We start from the raw sequence: 24,652 nt of genomic DNA, 5'->3' as shown, positions 1-24,652 counted from the left end.
AATGGTCTACCAAATTATTTCTCATTTAAAATTTCTGAAGCGCTCCACCAACCAGCATGGGGTGCATTCGCCATTTGTCTATGATTTGGTCACCAAGTGCTTTTACCTAAAACAACCATTTTACGATTATAAAAGACTGAAAGCCTATCGCAAAACCTTGCTCAAAGACAAACAACCTCTAAAAATGCTGGATTTGGGAAAAGGCTCCCGAAAAATCCAATCGCAATTTCGTACCCCATCAGAATTGGCCAAAACAGCTGGCACCCCATTAAAAAGAGCCAAACTCCTCTTAAGATTAACCAATTACTTTCATTTTGAGACTATTTTGGAATTGGGAACCTCTCTAGGAATGGCAACCCATGCCATGACCTTAGGAAATCCAAAAGCTCAAATAACCTCTGTGGACGGAAACACAGAAGTGGCCGCTTATGCGGCAAATAAATTGGCCAAATGGAAGAACATCCATATTCTTAAAGGAAGTTTTGAGGAACACCTCCCAAATTTAAAAGAACAAAAGTGGGATGCCATTTTCTTTGATGGGAATCATACAAAAAAAGCCACCCTGGAATATTTTGAAACCCTTCTCCCTTCAGCACACAATGACTCCGTTTTCATCTTTGATGATATTTATTGGTCTCCAGAAATGACCGAAGCTTGGGAAATTATTAAAAGCAATCCGCAAGTGACCGTTACAATCGATACGTATTACTGGGGGTTGGTATTCTTTAGAAAAGAACAACAAAAAGAACATTTCACCATCCGAGTTTAATTTATCCTGCTTACTGTCTAGTTTCTGCTGTCCACTGTCTACTACTTACTGCCCAATAACTTCTTTGAATTACCTACCATAAAACGTACCTTTGAATCCACGAACATTCGAAACTAATTTTATGAAAATATATACCAAAACTGGAGATCAAGGCACCACCGCATTATTTGGGGGTACACGGGTATCCAAAAATCACATCCGCATTGAAAGCTATGGCACCGTTGATGAGCTAAATTCATACATCGGTCTAGTTAGAGATCAAGACATCCCCTCCCAAGACAAAGAGCTTCTAATACATATTCAGGATCGCTTGTTTACCGTTGGAGCCATTTTGGCCACAGACCCTGAAAAAGCGACCTTAAAAAATGGTAAAGACCGTTTAAACATCCCAAAAATTTCAGAGGAAGATATCCTGCGGTTGGAACATGAAATGGACCTAATGAACGAGTCCTTGCCTCCTATGACACATTTTGTGTTACCCGGCGGACACCAAACAGTGTCATTCTGTCACATAACACGATGTATTTGCAGAAGGGCTGAGCGATTAGCCGTGTCATTAAACGAGGTAGAACCTGTTAATCCAAACACTTTAAAGTATTTAAATAGGCTTTCAGATTATCTATTTGTATTGGCACGGAAATTGTCTCATCATGTGCATGCCGAAGAAGTAAAATGGATACCTGAAAAATATTAATCCATTAATGCCCGGGGTATAAAACCGTTAAAAACGAATGCATTACCCTTGTTTTACGGCACCTTTCAAACGTTCTTAATAATAATGTATAAATAATTCATTTTTTTCTTGACTTTTTGAAGTAAAAATTTATTTTTGCAGAAATTAAAAAAACTAATGAATCATGTATTGGACTTTAGAATTAGCTTCCTATTTAAGTGATGCACCATGGCCAGCAACTAAGGATGAATTGATTGATTACTCCATTAGAACTGGAGCACCGCTTGAAGTTGTTGAGAACCTTCAGTCTATTGAAGATGAAGGAGACCAATATGAATCCATCCAAGAGATTTGGTCAGATTATCCAACAGACGAAGATTACCTCTGGAACGAGGATGAATATTAATAACATCACTGTTTAAAAAGTCTCTTCAAGAGACTTTTTTTTTATTGTTAACTATTCCTAAAAACCATACAGTAACTTATAAATCGCCGTATTTTTACAGCGGTAAGATCTTATTATCATGGTTGGAGACAACCATAAACATAAAAACATCAATAATATGAGTATTTTAGATTCCGTACTTAAAATCTTTGTCGGAGACAAATCAAAACAAGACGTCAAGGCTATTATGCCTATCGTCAACAAAATAAAATCCTTTGAGGGAGACTTGGAAAAGTTATCCCATGACGAACTGAGAGCCAAAACCACCTATTTCAAAGACCAAATTGCCGAAGCACGAAAACCCTTCATGGATCACATTGCTGAACTGGAATCTAAAGCGGAAGCCACTGAAGATATCGATGAACGCGATGAAATCTACCAAGAAATAGACCGAATTCAAGATGATATTTTTGAAGCTACTGAAAAGGTGTTAAACGACATCCTTCCAGAAGCTTTTGGAGTGGTTAAGGAAACGGCCAAACGTTTTGTTAACAACACCGAAATTACAGTAACAGCTAGTGCTTTTGACCGTGAGATTTCAGGAACCAAAGCCTATGTAACCCTAGATGATGACGAAGCCATTTGGGCCAATTCTTGGGATGCCGCTGGAAAAGAGGTGACTTGGGATATGGTGCATTATGACGTGCAGTTAATTGGAGGTATCGCTCTTCACCAAGGTAAAATTGCCGAAATGCAAACAGGGGAAGGTAAAACTTTGGTTGCGACCTTACCTGTTTATTTAAATGCTCTATCAGGAAAAGGGGTTCACCTTGTAACGGTGAATGACTACTTGGCAAAAAGGGATAGTGCTTGGATGGCGCCTATTTTTGAATTCCATGGTTTGAGTGTTGATTGTATAGATTATCACCAACCGAATTCCGCGGCCAGAAAGAAAGCCTACAATGCTGATATTACTTACGGAACCAACAACGAGTTTGGTTTTGATTACCTAAGGGATAACATGGCCCATTCACCAAATGATTTGGTACAACGCCCCCATCACTATGCCATCGTCGATGAGGTGGATTCGGTATTGGTGGATGACGCTAGAACGCCATTGATTATTTCGGGTCCCATTCCGCAAGGAGATAGACATGAATTTAATGAACTTAAACCCAAAGTAGATAGTATTGTTGGGGTTCAAAGAAAATATTTAACAGGTGTCTTAGCCGAAGCTAAAAAACTGATTGCTTCTGGAGATACTAAGGAAGGTGGATTCCAATTGTTACGCGTGTACAGGGGGATGCCTAAAAACAAGGCTCTGATCAAATTCTTGAGTGAAGAAGGTGTGAAACAATTACTTCAAAAGACCGAGAATTTCTACATGCAGGACAACAACCGTGAGATGCCTAAGATTGATGCCGAGTTGTACTACGTAATCGACGAGAAAAACAACCAAATCGAATTAACCGATAAAGGGGTTGAATTCTTATCAGGTGCAGACGATCCAAACTTTTTCGTCATGCCTGAAATCGGAACGGAAATCGCCAAAATAGAGAACAAAAATTTAAGCAAAGAAGACGAAGCCGCAGAAAAAGAAGAGTTATTCCGTGACTTTGGAATCAAATCAGAACGTATCCATACTTTAAACCAATTACTGAAAGCTTATGCCTTATTTGAAAAGGACGTACAGTATGTGGTTATGGATAACAAGGTAATGATTGTAGATGAGCAAACCGGACGTATTATGGACGGTCGTCGTTATAGCGATGGATTACATCAAGCCATTGAAGCCAAGGAAAATGTAAAAATTGAGGCTGCCACACAAACCTTTGCTACCATTACGCTTCAAAACTACTTTAGAATGTACCGCAAACTATCTGGTATGACCGGTACAGCGGTAACAGAAGCAGGAGAGTTCTGGGAAATCTATGAATTGGATGTAGTGGAAATTCCAACAAACAGACCCATCGCCAGGGATGATAAAGACGATTTGGTTTATAAAACCAAACGTGAAAAATACAATGCCATTATTGATGAAGTTACCAAAATTTCACAATCAGGCCGCCCTGTTTTGATTGGTACCACATCAGTAGACATCAGTGAATTGCTATCAAAGATGCTTCACATCCGTAAGGTGCCACACAACGTATTGAACGCCAAATTACATAAAAAGGAAGCTGATATTGTTGCTGAAGCAGGTCAAGCTGGTCAGGTTACCATAGCCACCAACATGGCGGGTCGTGGTACCGACATTAAACTGCAAGGTGCTGTTAAGGACGCTGGAGGTTTAGCTATCATTGGTACTGAACGCCACGATTCTAGACGTGTTGACCGTCAGTTAAGAGGTCGTTCGGGACGTCAAGGAGATCCGGGAAGTTCTCAATTCTATGTCTCATTGGAAGATAACCTAATGCGCTTGTTTGGTAGTGAACGTATTGCCAAAATGATGGACCGTATGGGACTGCAGGAAGGCGAAGTGATTCAACACTCAATGATTTCAAAATCCATTGAAAGAGCCCAGAAAAAAGTTGAAGAGAATAACTTCGGGATCCGTAAGCGTCTATTAGAATATGATGACGTCATGAACTCGCAAAGAGAGGTGGTTTACAAACGTAGGCACCACGCGTTATTTGGTGAACGTCTACGAGTGGATCTAGCCAATATGATTTATGACACTTCTGAAGGTATTGCTGAATCTAATAAAGCAGCAAATGATTTTAAGAACTTCGAATTTGAATTAATTCGTTTCTTCTCCATGAGCTCGCCTATTTCTGAAGAAGATTTTGGAAAAATGACTGCTATGGAAATGGCAGGTAAAGTTTACAAAGCAGCTTTCCAACATTACCGCGAAAAAATGGAACGCAATGCAGAAATAGCATTTCCAGTAATCAAAAATGTTTACGAGACCCAACGCGATAAATTCAAACGCATTGTAGTACCATTTACAGATGGGGTTAAGACCTTACAAGTAGTCACAGACTTGGAGAAAGCCTATGAAACTCAAGGGAAACAACTTATCACCGATTTTGAAAAGAACATCACTTTAGCCATAATTGATGATTCTTGGAAGACCCATTTACGTAAAATGGATGAATTAAAACAATCGGTTCAGTTGGCTGTTCACGAACAGAAAGATCCTTTATTGATTTATAAATTTGAGGCATTTGAATTGTTCAAATCCATGATTGATCAAGTTAATAAGGATGTTATTTCTTTCCTTTTCAAAGGAGAATTACCATCGGAAGACTCAACTGCAATTAGTGAGGCTAGACAGTCTAAACCGAAGGAGAAATTAGAAACTTCCAAAGAGGAGATTCCAAATATGGACGAAAGAGCTGCTCAAAATAGAGCCGTTGGAAACACTCAAAAACAGGAGGTTGTAGAAACCATTGTTAGACAACAGCCCAAGATTGGAAGAAATGAAAAAGTGACGATTAAACATGTCATGAGCGGTGAAAATAAAACCCTAAAATTCAAACAAGCAGAACCTTTAATTACCAATGGTGATTGGGTGATTGTAGAAGATTAATACACACTTCATTTTAAAGGAAAAGCCAAGAATTTGATTCTTGGCTTTTCTGTTTATGGGCATGATGTCCGAAAAATAATCGTTTTAACGAAAAGCTAACATTTCACTCCTAAAATTCCTCAATTATTTACTAAATTCACACTCCAATCCTCCCCGATAATTTTTTTCGATTAATAGCGCCAATACAACAAATCTTGAAAAAAATTGTAAAATGTCTTTTAATTGTTTTAAAACAAACTATTTAGCTAGATGGGCATTCCTAGCAATACTAAGTATTTTTTGGTCCCAACACACCCATTCACAAACCATTAGTTTTGGTTCTACCGGCCTCATTGGTGAAGGAGTATTAAATCCTACCTCTTTAGAATTTGGCCCTGATGACCGCTTGTATGTTTCCCAACAAAACGGAACTATTTGGGCTTATACCATAGAGCGCGATAATGCACCTGCGGGAAATGGCACCTACACGGTTACAGATGTTGAGGAAATTACCATGATTCGTGACTACACGAAAAACCACACAGATTTGGGTGAATTAACACCAGTTATCACTAGACAAATCACTGGAATTAAACTTTCCGGAACAGCTGAAAACCCAATTATCTATGCCTCTTCATCAGACAACCTCATCGGTGGTGGTGGTGCTGGAGAAGATACCAATTTAGATACCAACTCTGGAGTACTTTCCAGATTAACTTGGGACGGCTCCAACTGGATAAAAGTAGATTTAATAAGAGGATTACCAAGATGTGAAGAAAACCACTCTACCAATGGTATGACCCTTTTCGAACGTGAGGGCACCGAATTTATGTTACTTTGCCAAGGAGGGAATACCAATAAAGGGGCTCCTTCAAACAATTTTGCTGCAACCCCTGAATATCTTTATTCAGGCAATGTATTGATTATTGACATGGACCAATTGGAATCTATGCCCATTTATAATGACCCAAGAACAGGAACTGATTTTGTTTATGATCTACCCACTTTAAACGACCCAACAAGAGCTGACATCGATAATACAAGCCCTTATTTTCCATATCCTTCTGGTCACCCTCTTTATAACGCTACCATCGATTTAAACGATCCCTTTGGTGGACATAACAGTTTAAATCAAGCTATTTTTGAGGCAGGTTCCCCGATTGAAGTCTTTGCTCCCGGTTTCAGAAACACTTATGACATCGTGGTCACAGAGAGCGGAAGGATCTATCTATCTGACAATGGTCCAAACAACACCTGGGGTGGAACTCCTAAAATTTATGATATCAATACCGATGAATTTCTAGGTTACCAAAACACCGTAGATTATGATCCTGCCAACCATTACATCACTAACGAATTAAGTGAGGAAAACAGTTCTTTATATGGAGATCCACTTCATTTTGTAGGTACCATTAACGATGCAAATTTCACCTATTATGGCGGGCATCCAAACCCCATTTTTGCATTCCCCAATAAAACAGGAATCATTGGTTACCTCAATTCTGGAGGTACCTGGATAGAAGAATACAACGGATCTTTGGAATCTCTTTTAGGAGGTGTTACCGGATACTTTCAATCCTCTTTCATTATAGAGGATTTCCCAGTAAGACCAGAACTAGGAGAGTACCAATGTGATTTACCTGTTTCCAGTCCTGAAAATAATATTTTGGATGTGATCAACTTTTCAACAAATGGAATTGCTGAATATACAGCGACCAATTTTGAAGGGGCTATGCAGGGAAGTATCCTTACAGCATCTTTTGGAGGTGATATCAATAGATATGTTTTTAATGAAACAGGAGGCCAAGTCATTGAATATGAAGCCATTTTCTCAGGTTTTGGTAGCATCCCATTGGATGTCATTGCTCAAGGCGATGCTGATATTTTTCCAGGAACTGTTTGGGCGGCTACCTATGGCTCAAACAGCATCACCATTTTTGAACCTCAGGATATTGATTGTATAGATCCTCTGGATCCAGCATTTGACCCCTTGGCAGACTATGATGGTGATGGATTTACCAATCAAGATGAAATCGATAACAATACCAACTATTGTTCACAAGGAAGTAAGCCAAACGATAATGATGGCGATTTTATTTCAGATTTGAATGATGACGATGATGACAATGATGGCATCTTGGACGTGAATGATGCTTTTGCTATAGATGCTGATAACGGAACAACCACCAACCTTCCTATTCTTTATCCATTTTGGAATAATGATCCCGGAACTGGAATGTTTGGTTTAGGTTTTACAGGATTAATGCTAGACCCAACCGGATCTACTGATTATTTAACGCAATATGACCCAAATGATTTATCTTTTGGTGGTGCTGCCGGTAAGGCTACCGTTGATTACATTTCTCCGGGTGATTCCTTTGAATCCTTTAATGATCAGCAATACGGTTTTCAATTTGGAGCCAATGTAGACACCAATTCCAATCCTTTTACGATACATACCCGAATAGAATCCCCCTATTTTGGAATTAATGGTTCTCAAACCAATCCTCAAGATTTTCAATCCTATGGGTTACAAATTGGAAATGGCGATCAAGACAACTATTTGAAAATAGTTATCATGAACGGAACTTCTAATGCAGATAACATTAATGGACTTCAAGTGGTCCTTGAGGAAGATGGTATTGTATCAACGAACTATACAGAGGATGTAACAGACCTTTTAATTGCTAATGCCATTGACTTATACTTTGCCATTGATCCAGCTACCAATTCAGCACAACCCTATTATTCGTTAGATAAAGGGCAAAACTTATTTTTATTTGGATCGCCAATAACCCTACCTACTTCCTTTTTAGATGCTACAGATAATCAAGGATTAGCCATAGGAATGATAGGGACTTCAAGAGGTTCTGATTATTTTGCTGCTACTTGGGATTTTATAAATATAGAGGAAAACGAAAGCGGTATCCTATCCACAACCCCTAGCTCCATTGATTTTGGGCATACCCCAAACAATATCAATTATCGTATTAAATACTTTGAATTACAGAATAATGGAGGTCCGACAGATGATCCCATCACTATTACAGATATGTCTATAACGGGAACAGATGCTGCTTTATTTACCATTGAAGAAACCACACCTTTTGTTCTAAATCCGGCAGCCTCTATGCAAATCCCTGTACTATTCCATGCGGATGGAACAGTTGGAACAAAAGAAGCCCTGTTGACCATTACACATGATGGAACCAACACTCCTATTCTATTTGATTTGGCTGGAGAACTTACAGAAAATTATTCACCCATTGTTCGTATTAACACAGGAGGTTTGGGATTTGATGCCACAGATGGCGGCCCCAATTGGGAGGCCAATCCTTCAGGTGATAGTGGAATTGGAGAATCATTTGTAGTAGACGGTGGTGATGGAACTTATAGTAACGGGCCTTTAGATTTCGGCCTTAAGGATCCTTCTATTCCTGATTATATAGATCAAGCAACCTATGAGGCCATAATGCATACCCACAGAAACTCTTTGGATATAACCATACCTATGACTTACCATATCTCAGTACCAAATGGGAAATACATTGTGAATTTATATGAAGCTTCTCTCTATTCTGGTTCATCCCAACCCGGCGAAGTAGTTTTCAGTATTAATATGGAAGGACAGCGTGTCTTCTCCCATTTTGATCCCAATGACATGTTTGGTTTTGGTAGAGCTGGTATGCTTCAGTTTAATGTGACTGTTACAGATAATGATTTAAATATTGAATTTATTGAAGAGATTGAGCGTTCCAGAGTGGTCGCTATTGAAGTATTAGGACTCACCTTCCCTCCTCTGGAAATCGATCCTCTTGAAAATATAACCAGTTGTGAAAATGCCATTGCTGATATCACTGCTTCGGCTACTGGAGGAAATCCTGCAGACAATTTAACCTATGCCATAAGCGGGCAACCTGATGGTATTGGTATAGAACCAACAAATGGTATCATTTTTGGTCAAATTGCATCATCTTCTTTGACAGGCGGACCTAATGGTGATGGCGTGTTTAATGTAACCGTAACCGTTTCAAAAGACAATAGTTTTGATGCTACCGAAACCTTTACCTGGACCGTATTTGAAGACATTGAAAATCCAACTATAACCTGTCCAGAAAACATTACAGAATTCATTGATGAAGGTGAAATAGAAGGCATAGTCACTATTGAAGAACCAACAGGATCCGATGACTGCTCTTTAGGGTCACAACTTGAATATTTAGGAACTCGAGCTGATGGCCTAGAGTTAACTGATCCATTTCCATTAGGAGATACCATTATTACATGGACCGTGACAGATGCCAGTGGAAACACTTCTGACGCATGTGAACAGACCGTGACCGTGGAGGTGGGACAATATACCTTGGACCTATCTGTAACACTTCAAGGAAGAATAGACTACTCTGAAGATTATGATATTATACTTTATCGTACCAACGATTTAGTAACACCTGCCTACATTTTTAGTGAAACAGCAGATAGTGCTGGAAATATTACTATTGGAAGTACGATTGGGCAAGGATCATATAAAGTGCTAGTGAAAACGTCCTTGTATTTGCAACGGATGATTGAAGTAAATTTAACAGAAAATAGTTCCGAAACAATTCCAGTCCTATTAGCTGGAGATGCTAATAACGACAATATCATTAACATTGCCGATCTTGGTATCTTCTCAGGTGCTTATGGAAGCACTTCTGGGGACGCCAATTACTCAGAATCGGCTGATTTCAATAATGATTCTGTCATTAACATTGCAGATCTTGGCCTGTTTTCGGGTAATTATTTCGCAATTGGAGAAGACCAAAACAATTAAACAAAAATATCTATGAAAACTTTAACCAAATCAATTTTTTTAGGCGCCTTCCTGATGCTTTGTTTTTCTTTAAAAGCTCAGGTAGATATGGTGGCGGCTGTTAATGTAACTCCGCCGTTGAGTATTGGCCAAACCTTTGATTACACCTTGGAAGCTCAGTCTGATGGCACCCCATACACAGCAGCCCAAGTGAAAATCACTTATGACCCTACATTATTACAGGTAAATAGTTTGACCAATGGTGATCTTTTTGCCAATACAATTATCACTAATACTGGAACACCTGGTGTTATTCAATATGTAGCAGGATCAGCTGGAATTACACATACAGGCAATGGAACTATCTTTACTGTGGAATTTGAAGTTTTAAACGGAGATGAATCGATTACCATCGTCAATGATACCAATTTAGTGGACGGTGCTTATATTTCTGATCCAGATGGTATTAATGTACTTGGAACTACTAATGATGTGGTTCTAGAAACTTTATCACTAAATGCTAAATGGAAAGCGCAATTAAAAGTCTTTCCAAACCCTGCAGACAAAGATCTCTTTATTCAACTATCTGAACCTTCAAAAGTATCCCATATCAATCTTTATTCCTTAGAAGGAAAATTGGTAAAAACTTTTGATCAATTGGATGTAGAGGATAATCAAATTCATTTAAAACTACAGAACATCCCAAGTACCTTCTATTTGGTAAAAGTCATTTCCCATTCAGATGAACAGGCCACCTTTAAAATATCGGTGTCCCATTAAAAACTTTTAATAGCAAATTTGGATCTGGGCATAATTCTTTGAATTTGTCCAGATTTTTTTTGCTACAAACACCAGGAAAATCACCATAATATCCCTGCATATCCCTAATAATTTGAAAATGTAAATGAGGTGCATAATCTCCATTTACTTCTGGGGCTCCCAAAGCAGCAATAATTTGTCCTTTTGAAAATGATTGACCCACTTCCAAATTGGTAATAGATTCCTTAGTCAAATGCCCGTAAAGAGTAAAGAAGCAAATTCCTTGAATATGATGCTCCAAAATAATTGTTGGTCCGTAATCACCAAATTGAATATTATCCCTAAAGCTATGTATTTTTCCATCTAAAGGTGCGAGAATAGCGGTTTCTTTAGCTGCCCATAAATCCATACCTAGATGAATGTTTCGTTCTGTCTCTTTATCAGATTTATTAAAATGCTTGCTACGCTTGTATATATCTCTTGTTTCCAAATAGCCTCCGTAAGCTACCTGTGCCTCATGCTTTTTTAAATAATCATTGATAAAGACTTCCCAATCCTTTGAAGAGGTGACATCAAATTGATGCAATTGTGTTTGGTTTTCAGAAATATCTATGGAAACATAGGATGACAAAGGAATCGTGTCATCAATAACCCTAAGGGGTTCTGGAGAAATCTGGGATAAAAAGGAGTTGAATGTGTTTGGGTCCATAGCCCAAAGGTAGGAAACTATTTCATAACCACTTGGCTAAACTTGGCGTTTACCACAATGGTTTTACCACTGCCCAAATCTCCGGTAGAAAAAGAAGACACCATGGCTTCATTAGTTGATTTTGGGTGCTTAAAACTAGAGTTTTTCCCTTTGAATTGTAGGTTATAATTTGTTTGAGGCAGTGAAATTAAAGCATCACTGTTTTCTAAAACAATATTTAAATTCTGAAACCCAGAATCAATGTCACCTATAACCAAATCTCCAAAGCTCCCATCAATAATAGCGCTACCTGAAAGTTTGTCTAAAATAATGTTTGAAGAATTAGCACTTAAAACCAATTGTTTAACTTGATTAATTTGGGCATCATCCACATATTTAAGCTTTAGTTCCCCAGCCAACCATTGGTTTATTTTTACAGGGGAATAGGAGGCATTGATGGAAGTTTTACTTCCATCAATGCTATTGGCTACTAAAGCCGTATAAGTTAGATCTGCTTTTAAATCCTGAATATTGGAAGCAAATTTCAATTCACCATGCCTTACATTCATATTTAATTTGGCCTTTTTAGGTATCTTAATTCTTATCGTCTTAATTACACCTTGGGAATCTGGACCAACATGTCTTAATTTATAATTCCTAGACTTTTCTCTCATTTTTTGCCTTTCCTCTTGCATTTTTTCACGCTCCACTTGCATTTTTTCACGTTCATGAATTCGCTGTTGTCTTATAGCTTCTCTTTGTTCCAGTCTATGAGCTTGTTGTTCCATTTGACGACCAAATTGTTCTCCCCATCGTTCCATGTCCTTTCCAAATTGCTCACCCCATTTCTCCATGTCTTTCCCAAACTTTTCACCAAATTCTTTACCAAATTGTTCTCCCCACGCTTCCATTTGTTTTTCAAACTCACGCATTTCTGGACTCTCTTCCCATTTCTTAGCCCATTCTTCCATTTTTTTGGCATATTCATCACCATACTTTTCTCCATATTCCTTGCTCCATTGTTCCATATAGGCCTCCCCTTCCCTTTGATATTTGTCGTAATCAAATTGATATTCACTCACTCCTTTTGGTAATTTAGGAAGCTTAGGCATTGCAGGAAGAGGTGGCATATCAGACAACCCTTCTAAAGTAGGTGCTACGACCAATTCAGGTAACCTAGCCAGTTCTAATTCCAAAATTCTTAAGGCATCTGAAGATTCGTCATCAAAGTATACAAGCCTGTTGTTCCAAGAGCCGTACATGCCTTCAGTGGTGATTGATACTTGATCTTTGGATCCATCTACAGAGATTTTCCAATCTTTTAAAACTTCATTCAGTTCCTCTTTTGAAAGTTTATCGCTTTCAATATAGGCTTCCACCTCAATAATGTCTTTATTCCAGGTATCTATAACCAAATTGGTATAACTGGTATTGAGGTCGATGACCACCTCATCATTAACATTAATAGACTGCGATATCTTTTCAAGCTTTTGCTGTGCTGACATACTCAAGCAAATACAAAAGATGCATAGGTTCAATAGTGTTTTCATGATATATTAACTCGTTTTTTGATTGTATTGATTTTCGTTTAATAATTTTAATTGTTCTCTAAGGCGGTGCAACAAATTCAAACGTAACTTTAAATTATTGATAAGAGCGGTCACTGTAAACTCGTTTGGTCCTTTTTCAGTCAGTTCAACCGAAAGTTTTTGATATTCACTATTCAACTCTTCCAATCTTTTAACATAGCCGTCAAACAATTCTTTGTTTTCAGGAGTAACCTTCACTTTTGACAATTCAAAATTGATGCTCGCCAAATAATAGTCCTCCACTTGCTTTAATTCTGGAGACACATCTCCCAAAGATTTTGTTTCCTCTTCATTAGTTTTTGACGATGTATCCACAACTTGTGGATTGGTATCCAATGGTTCATTATCCATCCACTTAAATCCAGAATACACCAACCCAACAAGCACCACGATACTTGCTGCCACATACATCCAAGATCGATTTTTAACTGGTTTTTCCTTTGGAAATTCCTGATCCAAACGATCCATGAAACGGCTTCTATGACCTTCTGGCATTTGCATCTCCCCTTTGCCTTGGTTTTCTTCAAAGAGTTTTCTAATATCTTGAGCCATGTCTTAAGGGATTTAAAAGTTCTTGTAATTTTGCACGTCCGCGAGATAACTGGGTTCGGGAAGCGACTTCCGTGATGTCCAAAATCTCTGAAATTTCTTGATGATCATATCCTTCCAAAATGTAAAGTGAAACGACATACCGGTACTTGTCTGGCAATTGGTCTATTGCCTTCTGAACATTCTCTTTGGTAATCTCATCTTCTACCAACCATTTGTCTTCATAGGTTGTATCGACCACTTTTAAATGGTTTTGCTGCAACTCAATAAGCTGTTGCTTTCTAGATTTAAGCACATCAATACATCTGTTGATGACAATACGTTTTAACCAAGCACCAAAAGTCACCTCTGCATTGAATTGATGCAGTTTTCTGAAAGCCTTTATAAAAGCTTCTTGAACCACATCTTCAGCTTCTGCTTCATTTTTCATAAATCGATAAGCCACAATGTACATCCCATGACAATATTGGTCATATAACTGCATTTGAGCTAAACGATTATTCTCCTTGCATTGTTCAATAATGCTATCTAGAAGCATAAAATCACTTTTGGTTTATGATTAGTTCACTTGAAAGACGATAGAAAAAAACGGATGTTGCAAAAAATTAAAAGTTTTTTTAAGTTACGTAAAATCTGTTAAAGATTATTGAATGCCAATACAACTTGGTAGTGTAATTAAGTATCTTTATCAATCAAAATATTTTTCTAAAATGAATAGATTTTTAAAGTGGGTCTTGTATTTCTTGGTTTTTGTAGCGGTGGGAACCTTTATATATGCCTATTTTGTGGATGATAGCTTGTTTCAAAAACGTCTAAGTCCTAAAGACACTGTTTCTTTGGTGAAAAACGATTTGAAAATGGAAGTATTTTACAACAGACCTTCCAAAAGGGGTCGTGAAATTTTTGGGGGCTTAGTGCCGTACGAAAAAGTATGGCGTACAGGGGCAAATGAAGCAACCACTTTTAAAACAAACAAAGCTTTAAAAATCAAAAATGATTCCCTACCCGCAGGAAAATATACCCTTTGGACCATCCCTAATGATTCAACTTGGCATGTCATGTTTAACTCCAAAGATTATCCATGGGGTGTTGATATGGAAATGAATCCAATGAGAGAACCTCAATTTGATGTAGTAAATGTGGAAGTTCCTGTTGAAATGATTAATACCACCGTTGAGGAATTTACTATTGGTTTTGATAATTCTTTAGATGATTTATCGCTAACCATGGTTTGGGATGACATCAAGGTGGCAGTCCCTATTGAAACCTACAACTAATTCTTTAAGAAAAATATTTTTTATACCAAGCAACCTGTTTTTCAACAGCTTCTAAAAGGGTTGTTTGCGGATTGTAATCTAACAATTTTCTTGCTTTATCAATATTAGCTTTAGTTCGTAATTGGTCTCCTGGACGCTTTGGAATAACATTTATTTCAATTTGCTTACCAAGCACCTTTTCTACGGCTTCAATACCTTCCTGCGTTGTATGCTCGACCTCAGTGCCTAAATTAATAACCTCACCATCCACTTGAGATTCTTTACCAATAACGCTAACCACGCCATCAACAATGTCACCGACATAGGTAAAGCTTCTTAAATGCTTATCACTACCTTCAAAAAGAGGGAAAGCCTCGTCATTTAAACCGTTGGCAATTAATTTAGTATACATCTTTTCAGGACGCTCCCTTGGACCAATCACTGAATACAATCTCAAGGAACATCCTTTCATTTGTTTTTCCCTGGACTTCTGAAGCACTAATTGTTCGGCAGCCAATTTAGTGACACCATAATGGGAAGCTGGCTTAGGAGCACGCTCTTCCGGGTAGGTTGCCTCCAAACCATAAATGGAAGAAGTACCAATATTTACAAACATTTTCAAATTGGGCAATTGCAACGCATAATCAATCAGATTTTTTGTTGCAATAATATTGTTTGAAAAATAATCTTCGAAAGTAGATGTTGACGAAATTCCTGGTTGAGCTGCATAATGAAATATATACTCCACATCCGTAGGTAACTTCTCAATTAAATTAGCTTCTCTTAAATCTAATTGTAATACTGAAATTCCTAAATCATTAAGAGCTTTTTCATTCAGTTTTTTTAATTCTTCACTATAATAGGGAGAGAAATTATCAACGCCAATAACTTGATGACCCAATTTTTGAAGTCTTTCCGAAGTATGTGAGCCTATAAACCCAACAGCTCCTGTAACTAGAATTTTCATAATGATTGATTGTCACACAAAGAAACATTTTTTTTTCTAAAGAATATAATTATTCAAAAAAGAATACTTTTGTAACGTAACTAATATTTCATGACATACGAGTTCACCATTATTGTTCCTGTTTATAATGAAGAAGCCAATTTGAACCGAGTTGAAAAGGAACTTTCTGATTATTCAAAAATAGCCTCAAAACCCACAAAAATACTTTTTGTTAACGATGGGTCTAAAGACCGAAGTCAAGAGATTATTGAGGATATTTGTTCAAGACAAACTAATTTTCATTACATTTCTTTTGCTGAAAACAGAGGCCTAAGCGCTGCAATTAAGGCTGGATTTGATCATGCGGACACGCCTCTATTGGGATATATTGATTCTGATTTACAGACAGCTCCAGAGGATTTCAACCTATTGTTGGAACATATCGGATCTAATGACCTGGTGACAGGTGTTCGTTCCGACAGAAAAGATTCCTTTGTAAAAAATATGTCCTCCAAAATTGCCAACGGCATTAGAAGATCTTTCACTCATGATGGCATGGACGACACCGGATGTCCGCTTAAAGTGATTAAAAGTGAATATGCTAAGCGCATCCCAATGTTTCGAGGGTTACACCGTTTTCTACCGGCGATGATTTTGTTACAACATGGTACAATCAAGCAAATTCCGGTGCGACATTTCCCAAGGATAGCGGGTACAGCTAATTTTGGACTTTGGAACAGATTATTGGGTCCTTTAATGGATTGTTTTGCCTATTTATGGATGAAGAAAAAATACATTAATTATACGGTAGCCAAAAAAGGATAATGGAAAATCATTGGTTGGTATATAGCGTTGGATTTTTGGCTCAAATATTATTTTCCTCCCGATTGATCATCCAATGGATCACTTCTGAAAAGCAAAAACGAGTCATAACACCTAGTTTGTTTTGGGTGCTGAGTTTGATCGCTTCTTTTCTGTTATTTGTTTATGGGTATCTCAGAAATGATTTTGCTATTATGTTGGGCCAAGCCCTTACCTATTACATCTACATAAGAAATTTACAATTACAGGGGCATTGGAATAAATTACCTAGACTAGGGAGATGGATTTTATGGATTTTCCCAGGATTGATTGTCATTTATTATTATAACAATAACATCATTGATATTGAACGGTTATTTCAAAATGAGAGCATCCCATTATGGTTATTAACACTTGGTATAATCTCGCAAACTGTTTTCACTTTTCGATTTATTTATCAATGGCTATATTCCGAAAAAAATAAGGAATCTTCCCTGCCTTTAGGATTTTGGATATTGAGCATCACAGGATCTTTATTAATTTTAAGTTATGCCATCTTTAGAAAAGACCCTGTTTTATTTGTTGGGCATTTGTTGGGAGCCATTATTTACACCAGAAATTTGATTATTCTTCATAAACAACATGACTGATTTTCTTAAAAAACATCCCATTTTAACCATTTGTCTTTTCACGGCAGTGATGCTTCTACCCAACCTACATGTCATGGATGTGACAATCATGGAGGCTAGAAATTTTATTTCCGCTAGAGAAATGGTTCAGGAGGGCCATTGGCTGTTAACGACCATGAACGGTGAAGCTCGATATCAAAAACCTCCAATGCCCACATGGATAACAGCGGTTTCAGGTTCCCTATTCGGAATCAGCAGTGTTTACGCTTTACGACTTCCTACTGTATTTTTTGTCATGCTCATTGGTATATTTATCTATAAGATATCCCTTTTACTCGTGAAAAATAAATCACACAGTTTAAGAAACGGCCTTATAGGGGTAACTTCCTTTTATGTTATTGGAATCACCATGGAGGCACCTTGGGACATTTACACCCATGGTTTTATGATAGCTGGGATATATTTTTTAATTAAAATTTTCAGCTTCAATGATTTAAAAATAAAATGGATTGCTTTAGCCACCCTATTCCTAGGACTATCATTTTTATGCAAAGGTCCTGTTTCCTATTACGCTTTAATGTTGCCATTTCTAATCGCCTATGGATTTACCTATAAATATCAATGGTCTGGTAAATTAGTTTTTACCTTAATTGGAATATTAATCCTCTCTTTAGTCATTGGAGGTTGGTGGTTTATTTATGTAAGACAAGCAGACCCAGCTACTTTTAAATCGATTGCTAATATAGAAACCTCTAATTGGGGAAGTTATAACGTGAGACCCTTTTACTATTATTGGAGCTTTTTTGTACAAAGTGGACTATGGACCATTCCAGCATTTATTAGCCTTTTATACCCTTATATAAAATCACGCGTCTCACATTTAAAAGCCTATCAATTTAGTTTACTTTGGACATTATTTGCCGTTGTATTACTTTCCATAATTCCAGAAAAAAAATCCAGATATTTAATGCCTGTTTTAATTCCATTGGCCATCAACATTGGGTTTTACATTCAGTATCTGATCACACATTTTAAGGAACTTAAAAACAAAAAAGAAATGGTTCCAGTCTATTTTAATTTTGGACTTATTGGATTAATCGGACTCGCATTTCCCATTTTAGGATATATCCTTTTAAAGGGACATTTTCATTCCCATTGGATTTCTTACCTTTTGGCATCCTTAGTTCTTTTTGGACTGGGGCTCATGATTTATGTCTTTCTGATTAAGAAAAATATGAAAATGGTTTTTTATTTGACGGTTACGTTCTTTGCCAGTATTCTGGTTACGGCATTACCTTTAAGTAAAGCAACCACTACGGAAAATTTTAAGCCCATTTGGAATCTAAAAAATCAATTAGAAGCTCAAAACCTCAAACTTTATGGCAACAATATCTCACCTGAAGTTATTTGGCATTACGGCACAACAATCCCATTTGCCGATTTGAATAACATGCCTAATGAAGAGGAATTTGGCTTTATCACAGGAACCTTGAGTGAATCTTCAATTGAGAAGATACAAGAACATTATACTATTGAAGAAAAAATGGTTTTTGATATGAACCGTGTGGAAGTTTCTTCAAGTCGTCACAATGACCGATTGCAAAATGAATATTACTTGCTAAAAAGAAAACCTTAAAGTTGGTATTTCTTTCTAACAAACTCATTGAGCTTATAAAACATCCATCCAGCAAGACCTCCAAAAATGAGACCACTAAGGACATCTAATGGGTAGTGAACCCCTATGTAAACTCTACTGTAGGCCATAAGTATTGCCCATAAAATCATAAGAGGCATAAGATATTTAAACCTACTTTTAAGGAGTAGACCACTAAAAATAGCCACTCCCATGGCATTAGACGCATGCCCCGAAAAATACCCATAAGCACCACCGCAATACGATTTCACCAATCTCATTAAATCTATAAGACCTTCTTCATGACAAGGTCTAGGTCGCATAACATTGTGCTTAAAAAAATTGGACACTTGGTCTGTAAAAGTGACTAAAGCACCAATAATAACCAAAGTCACCAAAAACATTTTCCAATGCTCTTTTTTGAATATGAAAAACACCAAAATCGCATACAGGGGAATCCAATAGAATTTGGTGGTGTAAGCCATCCAAAATCCATCCCATCGCTCGGTACCAAGTCCGTTTAAAAATAAAAATAGTTGTTTATCTAATTCAATGATTTGATCTATCATATCTATTCTTCATAACGTTCTACTTCCCTATCATAAAAATCCATGGCCTGCTGAATTAAGTTTTCAGCCTCCATTTCTAGCTCCTCCTGATCATGTTGATCAAAATCTTCCAACCATTCAACATCATCATTTTCAAGATTAATAATGAATCTTGGAAAATCTGTATGAATCACAAAAATAGCATCAGGAAAATCGGTGTTATCACCAAGTAAAAATTTAGGAAGTTCCATGTTTTGTTTCGATTAATTTATTAGTTAAAAAGTGAAATCTAATATACAATAAAATTGCCGCCGATGTCAATCCGGCCAATAATCCAATCCAAATCCCTACACTTCCCAATCGGTCTTCTTTTCCCAAAAGTATTGACACAGGAAAACCGATAACCCAATAGGCTACAAAAGTGATAATGGTTGGAATTTTAACATCCTGCAACCCTCTTAGTGCACCCAAAACAATTACTTGTATGCTATCACTTATTTGAAAAACGGCTGCTACCAATAATAAGGTTGCTCCTATTTTTACCACTTCCAAATTGTCTTGCAGATTATTTAAATCACCAAGGTCTACATACAGTCTTGGTAGATATTGGTGCATGACCGTAAAAAATAGCCCAAATAGAATGGCAAACAAGGTTCCCATAATAAAAATAGAAAATGCAATTCTTTTGAGTTCGATATAATTACCCAAACCTTTTTGGTTTCCAACGCGAATCATGGCAGCCACACTCAATCCTGTAGCCACCATAAAGGTCATGGATGATAAATTTAAGGCTATTTGGTTGGCAGCTTGTGGATTCTTGCCCAACAAACCACTTAACCAGATGGCTGCTGTAAAAATCGCCACCTCAAAAAACATCTGCATGGAACTTGGAGCGCCCAAATGAATTATTTTTTTCAACATCAAACGATCCAATTGGAAAAACTTGATTTGGGTGACATAATTAACGGATTTATTGTTTTTAGTTAACAACCACCAAAGCAATACAACCAATACAAAACGAGAAATAAGGGTGCCATAGGCGGCACCAACAATTCCCATCGCTGGAAAACCAAATTTTCCAAAAATAAGAATGTAATTAAAAAATACATTGACCACATTGGCGAGCAACGTGGCATACATGGGATACTTTGTCAATGAAAGTCCATCACTGAATTGTTTAAAGGCTTGAAAGACCACCAGTGGAATTAAGGAAAAAGCCACCAAATCCAAATAAGGAATTGCATAAGCTACAACCTCTTCTGGCTGGTTCATTAAATACATAATGGGTTTGGCAAAAAATACCATTAAAAACAGACTAATACCCAAAACGGTACACAAAAACAAGCCATGTTTAAATGAGGATTTTCCCTGCGCAAAATTTTTAGCTGTATCCGCCTCGGCAACCAATGGGGTAATAGCAGTAGAGAAACCTATACCCAAAGACATGGCAATAAACATAAAACTATTACCCAAAGAAACGGCAGCTAATTCTGCGGTTCCTAATTGCCCTACCATGATGTTGTCTATAAAGCTCACAAAAGTGTGACCTAGCATACCCAACATTACAGGAGCCGCCAATTTCCAGTTGTATTTAAATTCTTTGGTGTAGTTTTCTAAAACCATTGTGCAAAAGTAAGAGATAGTATTTGTTTTCCCTCTCTTTCCTTGTTATTAATTAGAATTTCCCAATTACTACATTTTTTAATTATGTACCTTCGCTTGAAACTCCAAAAAATGCCAAAAAAAGCCATCCTATTCATGATTATAAGTGCATTAGCATTTACACTGATGAATATCACGGCTAAAAAAATGGCCCATTATTCTCCATTTCAAATGGTATTTTTTAGATCATTAGGAACCTTAGTATTCACTTCGTCCTACCTCGTCTATAAGAAAATCAATTACTTCGGAACCCATAAAAAATTATTGTTTTTTAGGTCTATCGCGGGTATGACCTCCATGTTATTGTTCTTTACATCCTTATCCTACCTTCCCGTAGGAACAGCAGTTACCCTAAGGTATCTTTCCCCTATTTTTGCCGCTATTTTTTCAGTTTTTCTGATTAAGGAAAAAATTGTTCCCATTCGCTGGCTATTTTTCATTCTTGCCTTTGTGGGAGTACTCATTTTAAAGCTTACAGATCTTCAATTTAACATAATTGGTTTGGTTGTCATTATAGGATCAGCAGTTTGTGGTGGCTTAGTTTATAATTCCATTAAGTTAATTGGTGACAAGGAGCATCCTTACACCATTGTCAATCATTTTATGCTACTTTGTGCCCTTGTTGGCGGTGTGGTTTCCATATTCCACTGGAAGCCTATACAGAGTGAAGATTATATACCATTGTTGAGCTTAGGCCTCTATGGATATGTTGGCCAATTAAACATGACCAAAGCATTTCAATTGGGAGAAATAAATAAGGTTGCCCCAATAAAATACACCGAAGCCATTTTTACCTTGCTCATAGGAATTTCATTTTTTGGAGACAGTTACTCCCTTTGGAGTCTAATGGGCATGGGTTTGATCATAACCGCTTTACTATTGAACCTGCTTTTTAAACCTAAAGGTTCTTAACTTCATTTTTGGCACGTTCAAATTCGGAAATCATATCATCTACAATTTCTGATACAGGTTTGATATCGTGAATCAACCCTGCAATTTGTCCGATTTCGAGTTCGCCATCTTCTAAATCGCCTTCAAACATACCTCTTTTTGATCGAGCTCTTCCCAAAAGTTCCTTGAGCTGTTCTACAGTTGGTGCTTGTTTATAAAGTTCTTGAACGTCGTTAAAGAATTTATTTTTGATCAACCTGACAGGAGCCAATTCCTTCAAAGTTAACATGGTATCCCCTTCCTTGGTGTTTACGACCACTTCTTTGAAAGCTGGATGTGCCGAACTTTCTTCACTCGCTACAAATCTGCTTCCTACCTGAACACCATCTGCTCCTAATACCATAGCTGCTAACATAGCTTTACCGGTGGCAATACCACCAGCTGCTATCAAAGGAATTTCCAACTGCTCTTTTACCATAGGAATCAAGGTTAAAGTAGTGGTTTCATCACGACCATTATGTCCACCAGCTTCAAAACCTTCAGCAACGATAGCATTCACCCCAGCTTCTTGAGCCTTGAGGGCAAACTTCACACTACTTACCACATGAACCACCGTAATTCCCTTTTCTTGAAGCCATGAGGTCCAAGTCCTAGGGTTACCGGCTGATGTAAAAACGATTTTCACACCTTCCTCCACGATAATGTTCATGATTTCTTCTATGTTGGGGTACAACATAGGCACATTCACCCCAAAAGGTTTATCCGTTGCTTGTCTGCATTTTTGAATGTGTTCTCTTAAAACATCGGGATACATACTCCCCGCCCCAATTAAACCTAGGATACCAGAATTGCTTGCAGCAGATGCTAACCTCCAACCGCTATTCCAGATCATTCCAGCCTGTATAATGGGGTATTGAATTCCAAAAAGTTGTGTGATTCTATTTTGAGACATTAATCTTTAACGAGTTTGATGGTTTTATGATAATTTCCAGACTCTAACTGTAATAGATAAATACCACGATCCAAATGCTTCACATTAATGCTATTATTGGTGTTGGTAAGTTTTTGTTGCATCACCATTTTACCCAAGACATTATAAAGTTTTATTGTGGCCGAAGTCCACTCATCGGGTAAGTAAATATTCAAATTAGTCTTTACTGGATTGGGATATACCTTAACTTCCGGAAGGTTTATAGTATTATTATCAGTGGACAAGGCTAAATTTAAGGCTAGCGATAAATCAGGAATACCATAACCTAATAAATAATCTGGGGAGTCAAATTGTGAGGCCGATTCCCTAACTAATTGCATAATCTCACCATTATCTAAATCTGGTAAGGCTTGCCATAAACAAGCGATTCCCCCCGCTAAAATAGGAGAACTAAATGAGGTACCGCTAGCAGTTACAATTTGATCATTAGAATTTATTACAGTAGAGCTTTGACCCTGAGCGGCTACATCGGGTTTGATGACCGGTTGAAAATCACTTCCTTGACTACTAAAGAGCGCATAAACACCACTGGAATTAACAGCTCCAATTGAAAACACAAATTCAGAATCTGCGGGTGCATTAACTCCATTTTCACCAGCGTTACCCGCCGAATTCACAATAAGAAGTCCTTTTTCATACCCTATGTTGGCCCCTTGTGTAATAAAAGCTGTCTCGCCATCCATCTCTTCAGAGCTATAATTATAGGCTGCATTATCATAATAATCTTTATACCCCAAAGAGGAATTTACTAAATCAACTCCTAAACTGTCGGCGCGTTCCAAAGCTTCTACCCACAAACTTTCTTCTACTGGGTTTTCATTTGGGGCATTCTCAGTTCGAAATAAATAATACTCAGCATCAGGTGCTGTCCCTACAAATTGATCTTCAACATAACCTGCCATATCGCTTAAAACCAAAGTACCATGTGAACTGGAGGTATTGGCATAAACATCTTCATTTCTATCATAAAAATCATACCCTCCTAAAATGCCATTATTGGTTCTTAACCGATCAAAACCATCCATGGTATCAACGTTGGGAAAGCCTGCATCTATAACGGCGATAACCATTCCCGCTCCCGTGAAATCCATTTCATGAAGCACATCTCCATTAAACATCTCAATTTGATTTCCTGAATTGCCATAAACAAAATCAACCATCACTTCCTCAGTTTCAAATTTGTTAGATATTTCACCTGGGCGTGCATTCAAACTACCATCGGCATAAACGATTTCATCTACAATTTCTAAACTCAGAAGTTCTGATATGGCCTCAAACTCTCCTCTTACATGAACACAGTTCATCCATTTGGATTTGGCTAAAACCGTAATACCTTCTTGATTTTTGATTTCGGATATGTAAGATTCAGTGACTGGAACATCACGGGTATCAATAAGTACGCCATGAGCAGCCTTTCTATCGATAGCTCTTTGAGTTAAAATGCTAATAGGATTTGCTAAAGACTCAGTAACATTTTCTTTATCCACAAAATAAACCCAAGCATCTTGTTGGGCAAAATTAGATATACTGAAAATACAAAAAATGAATAGTGTAATTTTTCTCATCATAAGCGTTTAAAT

21 protein-coding genes are annotated in these 24,652 nt (G+C 37.4%); 11 read left to right on the top strand and 10 right to left on the bottom strand.

Annotated features, from left to right (window positions below; translation table 11 throughout):
* The first annotated feature begins 1 nt into the window (after position 1).
* The 6 genes from ZA07_RS14465 (at position 2) to ZA07_RS14440 (ending at position 10,910) form a co-directional block, all read left to right on the top strand.
* Positions 2–769 (top strand): O-methyltransferase, encoded by a 768-nt coding sequence (locus ZA07_RS14465; protein WP_053972469.1) that lies wholly within the window; start codon positions 2–4, stop codon positions 767–769.
* Between the two features lie 121 nt (positions 770–890).
* Positions 891–1,463 (top strand): cob(I)yrinic acid a,c-diamide adenosyltransferase, encoded by a 573-nt coding sequence (locus ZA07_RS14460; protein WP_053972468.1) that lies wholly within the window; start codon positions 891–893, stop codon positions 1,461–1,463.
* Between the two features lie 163 nt (positions 1,464–1,626).
* Positions 1,627–1,848 (top strand): DUF2795 domain-containing protein, encoded by a 222-nt coding sequence (locus ZA07_RS14455; RefSeq protein ID WP_053972467.1) that lies wholly within the window; start codon positions 1,627–1,629, stop codon positions 1,846–1,848.
* Positions 1,849–2,005: 157 nt separating this feature from the next.
* A complete protein-coding gene (gene secA / locus ZA07_RS14450; RefSeq protein ID WP_053972581.1) occupies positions 2,006–5,359 on the top strand; it encodes a preprotein translocase subunit SecA in 3,354 nt (1,117 codons plus the stop codon).
* A gap of 211 nt (positions 5,360–5,570) precedes the next feature.
* A complete protein-coding gene (locus ZA07_RS14445) occupies positions 5,571–10,151 on the top strand; it encodes a malectin domain-containing carbohydrate-binding protein (protein WP_053972466.1) in 4,581 nt (1,526 codons plus the stop codon).
* Positions 10,152–10,163: 12 nt separating this feature from the next.
* On the top strand, positions 10,164–10,910 hold the full coding sequence (locus tag ZA07_RS14440; RefSeq protein ID WP_082316622.1) for a T9SS type A sorting domain-containing protein: 747 nt from the start codon (positions 10,164–10,166) through the stop codon (positions 10,908–10,910).
* Here the strand turns inward: ZA07_RS14440 and ZA07_RS14435 are convergent.
* The 4 genes from ZA07_RS14435 to ZA07_RS14420 are packed head-to-tail and all read right to left on the bottom strand — an operon-like array spanning position 10,888 to position 14,253.
* Entirely contained in the window at positions 10,888–11,598 is a 711-nt protein-coding gene (locus tag ZA07_RS14435; RefSeq protein WP_053972464.1) for a peptidoglycan DD-metalloendopeptidase family protein, read from the bottom strand. The two genes, ZA07_RS14440 and ZA07_RS14435, sit on opposite strands and share 23 nt — an antisense overlap.
* 17 nt (positions 11,599–11,615) lie before the next feature.
* Positions 11,616–13,082, bottom strand: a complete 1,467-nt coding sequence (locus tag ZA07_RS14430; protein WP_053972463.1) for a hypothetical protein — start codon at positions 13,080–13,082, stop codon at positions 11,616–11,618.
* A gap of 51 nt (positions 13,083–13,133) precedes the next feature.
* Positions 13,134–13,718 carry a hypothetical protein gene (locus ZA07_RS14425; RefSeq protein ID WP_053972462.1) on the bottom strand — a complete coding sequence of 195 codons (585 nt, stop codon included), beginning with the start codon at positions 13,716–13,718 and terminating at the stop codon, positions 13,134–13,136.
* Positions 13,702–14,253, bottom strand: coding sequence for an RNA polymerase sigma factor (locus ZA07_RS14420; protein ID WP_053972461.1), 552 nt, complete (start codon positions 14,251–14,253; stop codon positions 13,702–13,704). The genes ZA07_RS14425 and ZA07_RS14420 overlap by 17 nt, the downstream gene beginning before the upstream one ends.
* Before the next feature lie 172 nt (positions 14,254–14,425).
* Between ZA07_RS14420 and ZA07_RS14415 the strand changes: the two genes are divergently transcribed.
* The gene (locus ZA07_RS14415) at positions 14,426–14,992 is read left to right on the top strand and encodes a DUF2911 domain-containing protein (RefSeq protein ID WP_053972580.1); all 567 of its coding nucleotides are present in this window, start codon (positions 14,426–14,428) and stop codon (positions 14,990–14,992) included.
* A 4-nt stretch (positions 14,993–14,996) separates the two neighbouring features.
* On the opposite strand, the gene ZA07_RS14410 is transcribed toward ZA07_RS14415, so the two are convergent.
* Entirely contained in the window at positions 14,997–15,938 is a 942-nt protein-coding gene (locus ZA07_RS14410; RefSeq protein WP_053972460.1) for an NAD(P)-dependent oxidoreductase, read from the bottom strand.
* 90 nt (positions 15,939–16,028) lie between these two features.
* Here ZA07_RS14410 and ZA07_RS14405 point away from each other — a divergent pair, with 90 nt between their 5' ends.
* Genes ZA07_RS14405 through ZA07_RS14395 form a run of 3 tightly spaced genes read left to right on the top strand, consistent with a single transcriptional unit; the run spans position 16,029 to position 18,983 of the window.
* Positions 16,029–16,742 (top strand): glycosyltransferase family 2 protein, encoded by a 714-nt coding sequence (locus ZA07_RS14405; RefSeq protein ID WP_053972459.1) that lies wholly within the window; start codon positions 16,029–16,031, stop codon positions 16,740–16,742.
* Positions 16,742–17,368 carry a lipid-A-disaccharide synthase N-terminal domain-containing protein gene (locus ZA07_RS14400; RefSeq protein ID WP_053972458.1) on the top strand — a complete coding sequence of 209 codons (627 nt, stop codon included), beginning with the start codon at positions 16,742–16,744 and terminating at the stop codon, positions 17,366–17,368. Before ZA07_RS14405 ends, ZA07_RS14400 begins: the two co-directional genes overlap by 1 nt.
* Positions 17,361–18,983 carry a glycosyltransferase family 39 protein gene (locus ZA07_RS14395; protein WP_053972457.1) on the top strand — a complete coding sequence of 541 codons (1,623 nt, stop codon included), beginning with the start codon at positions 17,361–17,363 and terminating at the stop codon, positions 18,981–18,983. The genes ZA07_RS14400 and ZA07_RS14395 overlap by 8 nt, the downstream gene beginning before the upstream one ends.
* Here the strand turns inward: ZA07_RS14395 and ZA07_RS14390 are convergent.
* The 3 genes from ZA07_RS14390 to ZA07_RS14380 are packed head-to-tail and all read right to left on the bottom strand — an operon-like array spanning position 18,980 to position 21,151.
* On the bottom strand, positions 18,980–19,549 hold the full coding sequence (locus ZA07_RS14390; RefSeq protein WP_053972456.1) for a phosphatase PAP2 family protein: 570 nt from the start codon (positions 19,547–19,549) through the stop codon (positions 18,980–18,982). The two genes, ZA07_RS14395 and ZA07_RS14390, sit on opposite strands and share 4 nt — an antisense overlap.
* A 2-nt stretch (positions 19,550–19,551) precedes the next feature.
* Positions 19,552–19,779: a hypothetical protein gene (locus tag ZA07_RS14385; RefSeq protein WP_053972455.1), complete on the bottom strand. Its 228-nt coding sequence runs from the start codon at positions 19,777–19,779 to the stop codon at positions 19,552–19,554.
* A complete protein-coding gene (locus ZA07_RS14380; RefSeq protein WP_053972454.1) occupies positions 19,766–21,151 on the bottom strand; it encodes an MATE family efflux transporter in 1,386 nt (461 codons plus the stop codon). Before ZA07_RS14380 ends, ZA07_RS14385 begins: the two co-directional genes overlap by 14 nt.
* Positions 21,152–21,262: 111 nt before the next feature.
* Between ZA07_RS14380 and ZA07_RS14375 the strand changes: the two genes are divergently transcribed.
* Positions 21,263–22,102 (top strand): DMT family transporter, encoded by an 840-nt coding sequence (locus ZA07_RS14375; RefSeq protein WP_231628689.1) that lies wholly within the window; start codon positions 21,263–21,265, stop codon positions 22,100–22,102.
* Here the strand turns inward: ZA07_RS14375 and ZA07_RS14370 are convergent.
* The gene (locus ZA07_RS14370) at positions 22,089–23,033 is read right to left on the bottom strand and encodes a nitronate monooxygenase family protein (RefSeq protein ID WP_082316621.1); all 945 of its coding nucleotides are present in this window, start codon (positions 23,031–23,033) and stop codon (positions 22,089–22,091) included. The genes ZA07_RS14375 and ZA07_RS14370 overlap by 14 nt on opposite strands.
* A complete protein-coding gene (locus ZA07_RS14365) occupies positions 23,033–24,640 on the bottom strand; it encodes a S8 family serine peptidase (protein ID WP_053972453.1) in 1,608 nt (535 codons plus the stop codon). Before ZA07_RS14365 ends, ZA07_RS14370 begins: the two co-directional genes overlap by 1 nt.
* Between the last annotated feature and the right edge of the window lie 12 nt (positions 24,641–24,652).

Source organism: Mangrovimonas sp. ST2L15 (assembly GCF_001280515.1).
Lineage (GTDB): Bacteria > Bacteroidota > Bacteroidia > Flavobacteriales > Flavobacteriaceae > Mangrovimonas > Mangrovimonas futianensis.
This window is presented reverse-complemented; position numbering and strand designations above follow the sequence as displayed.

Excerpts from the sequence above, each read along its gene's own strand:
- ZA07_RS14465 (WP_053972469.1), top strand. The coding sequence starts at position 2 with ATGGTCTACCAAATTATTTCTCATTTAAAATTTCTGAAGCGCTCCACC.
- ZA07_RS14460 (WP_053972468.1), top strand. The coding sequence starts at position 891 with ATGAAAATATATACCAAAACTGGAGATCAAGGCACCACCGCATTATTT.
- ZA07_RS14455 (WP_053972467.1), top strand. The coding sequence starts at position 1,627 with ATGTATTGGACTTTAGAATTAGCTTCCTATTTAAGTGATGCACCATGG.
- secA (WP_053972581.1), top strand. The coding sequence starts at position 2,006 with ATGAGTATTTTAGATTCCGTACTTAAAATCTTTGTCGGAGACAAATCA.
- ZA07_RS14445 (WP_053972466.1), top strand. The coding sequence starts at position 5,571 with ATGTCTTTTAATTGTTTTAAAACAAACTATTTAGCTAGATGGGCATTC.
- ZA07_RS14440 (WP_082316622.1), top strand. The coding sequence starts at position 10,164 with ATGAAAACTTTAACCAAATCAATTTTTTTAGGCGCCTTCCTGATGCTT.
- ZA07_RS14435 (WP_053972464.1), bottom strand. The coding sequence starts at position 11,598 with ATGGACCCAAACACATTCAACTCCTTTTTATCCCAGATTTCTCCAGAA.
- ZA07_RS14430 (WP_053972463.1), bottom strand. The coding sequence starts at position 13,082 with ATGTCAGCACAGCAAAAGCTTGAAAAGATATCGCAGTCTATTAATGTT.
- ZA07_RS14425 (WP_053972462.1), bottom strand. The coding sequence starts at position 13,718 with ATGGCTCAAGATATTAGAAAACTCTTTGAAGAAAACCAAGGCAAAGGG.
- ZA07_RS14420 (WP_053972461.1), bottom strand. The coding sequence starts at position 14,253 with ATGCTTCTAGATAGCATTATTGAACAATGCAAGGAGAATAATCGTTTA.
- ZA07_RS14415 (WP_053972580.1), top strand. The coding sequence starts at position 14,426 with ATGAATAGATTTTTAAAGTGGGTCTTGTATTTCTTGGTTTTTGTAGCG.
- ZA07_RS14410 (WP_053972460.1), bottom strand. The coding sequence starts at position 15,938 with ATGAAAATTCTAGTTACAGGAGCTGTTGGGTTTATAGGCTCACATACT.
- ZA07_RS14405 (WP_053972459.1), top strand. The coding sequence starts at position 16,029 with ATGACATACGAGTTCACCATTATTGTTCCTGTTTATAATGAAGAAGCC.
- ZA07_RS14400 (WP_053972458.1), top strand. The coding sequence starts at position 16,742 with ATGGAAAATCATTGGTTGGTATATAGCGTTGGATTTTTGGCTCAAATA.
- ZA07_RS14395 (WP_053972457.1), top strand. The coding sequence starts at position 17,361 with ATGACTGATTTTCTTAAAAAACATCCCATTTTAACCATTTGTCTTTTC.
- ZA07_RS14390 (WP_053972456.1), bottom strand. The coding sequence starts at position 19,549 with ATGATAGATCAAATCATTGAATTAGATAAACAACTATTTTTATTTTTA.
- ZA07_RS14385 (WP_053972455.1), bottom strand. The coding sequence starts at position 19,779 with ATGGAACTTCCTAAATTTTTACTTGGTGATAACACCGATTTTCCTGAT.
- ZA07_RS14380 (WP_053972454.1), bottom strand. The coding sequence starts at position 21,151 with ATGGTTTTAGAAAACTACACCAAAGAATTTAAATACAACTGGAAATTG.
- ZA07_RS14375 (WP_231628689.1), top strand. The coding sequence starts at position 21,263 with ATGCCAAAAAAAGCCATCCTATTCATGATTATAAGTGCATTAGCATTT.
- ZA07_RS14370 (WP_082316621.1), bottom strand. The coding sequence starts at position 23,033 with ATGTCTCAAAATAGAATCACACAACTTTTTGGAATTCAATACCCCATT.
- ZA07_RS14365 (WP_053972453.1), bottom strand. The coding sequence starts at position 24,640 with ATGATGAGAAAAATTACACTATTCATTTTTTGTATTTTCAGTATATCT.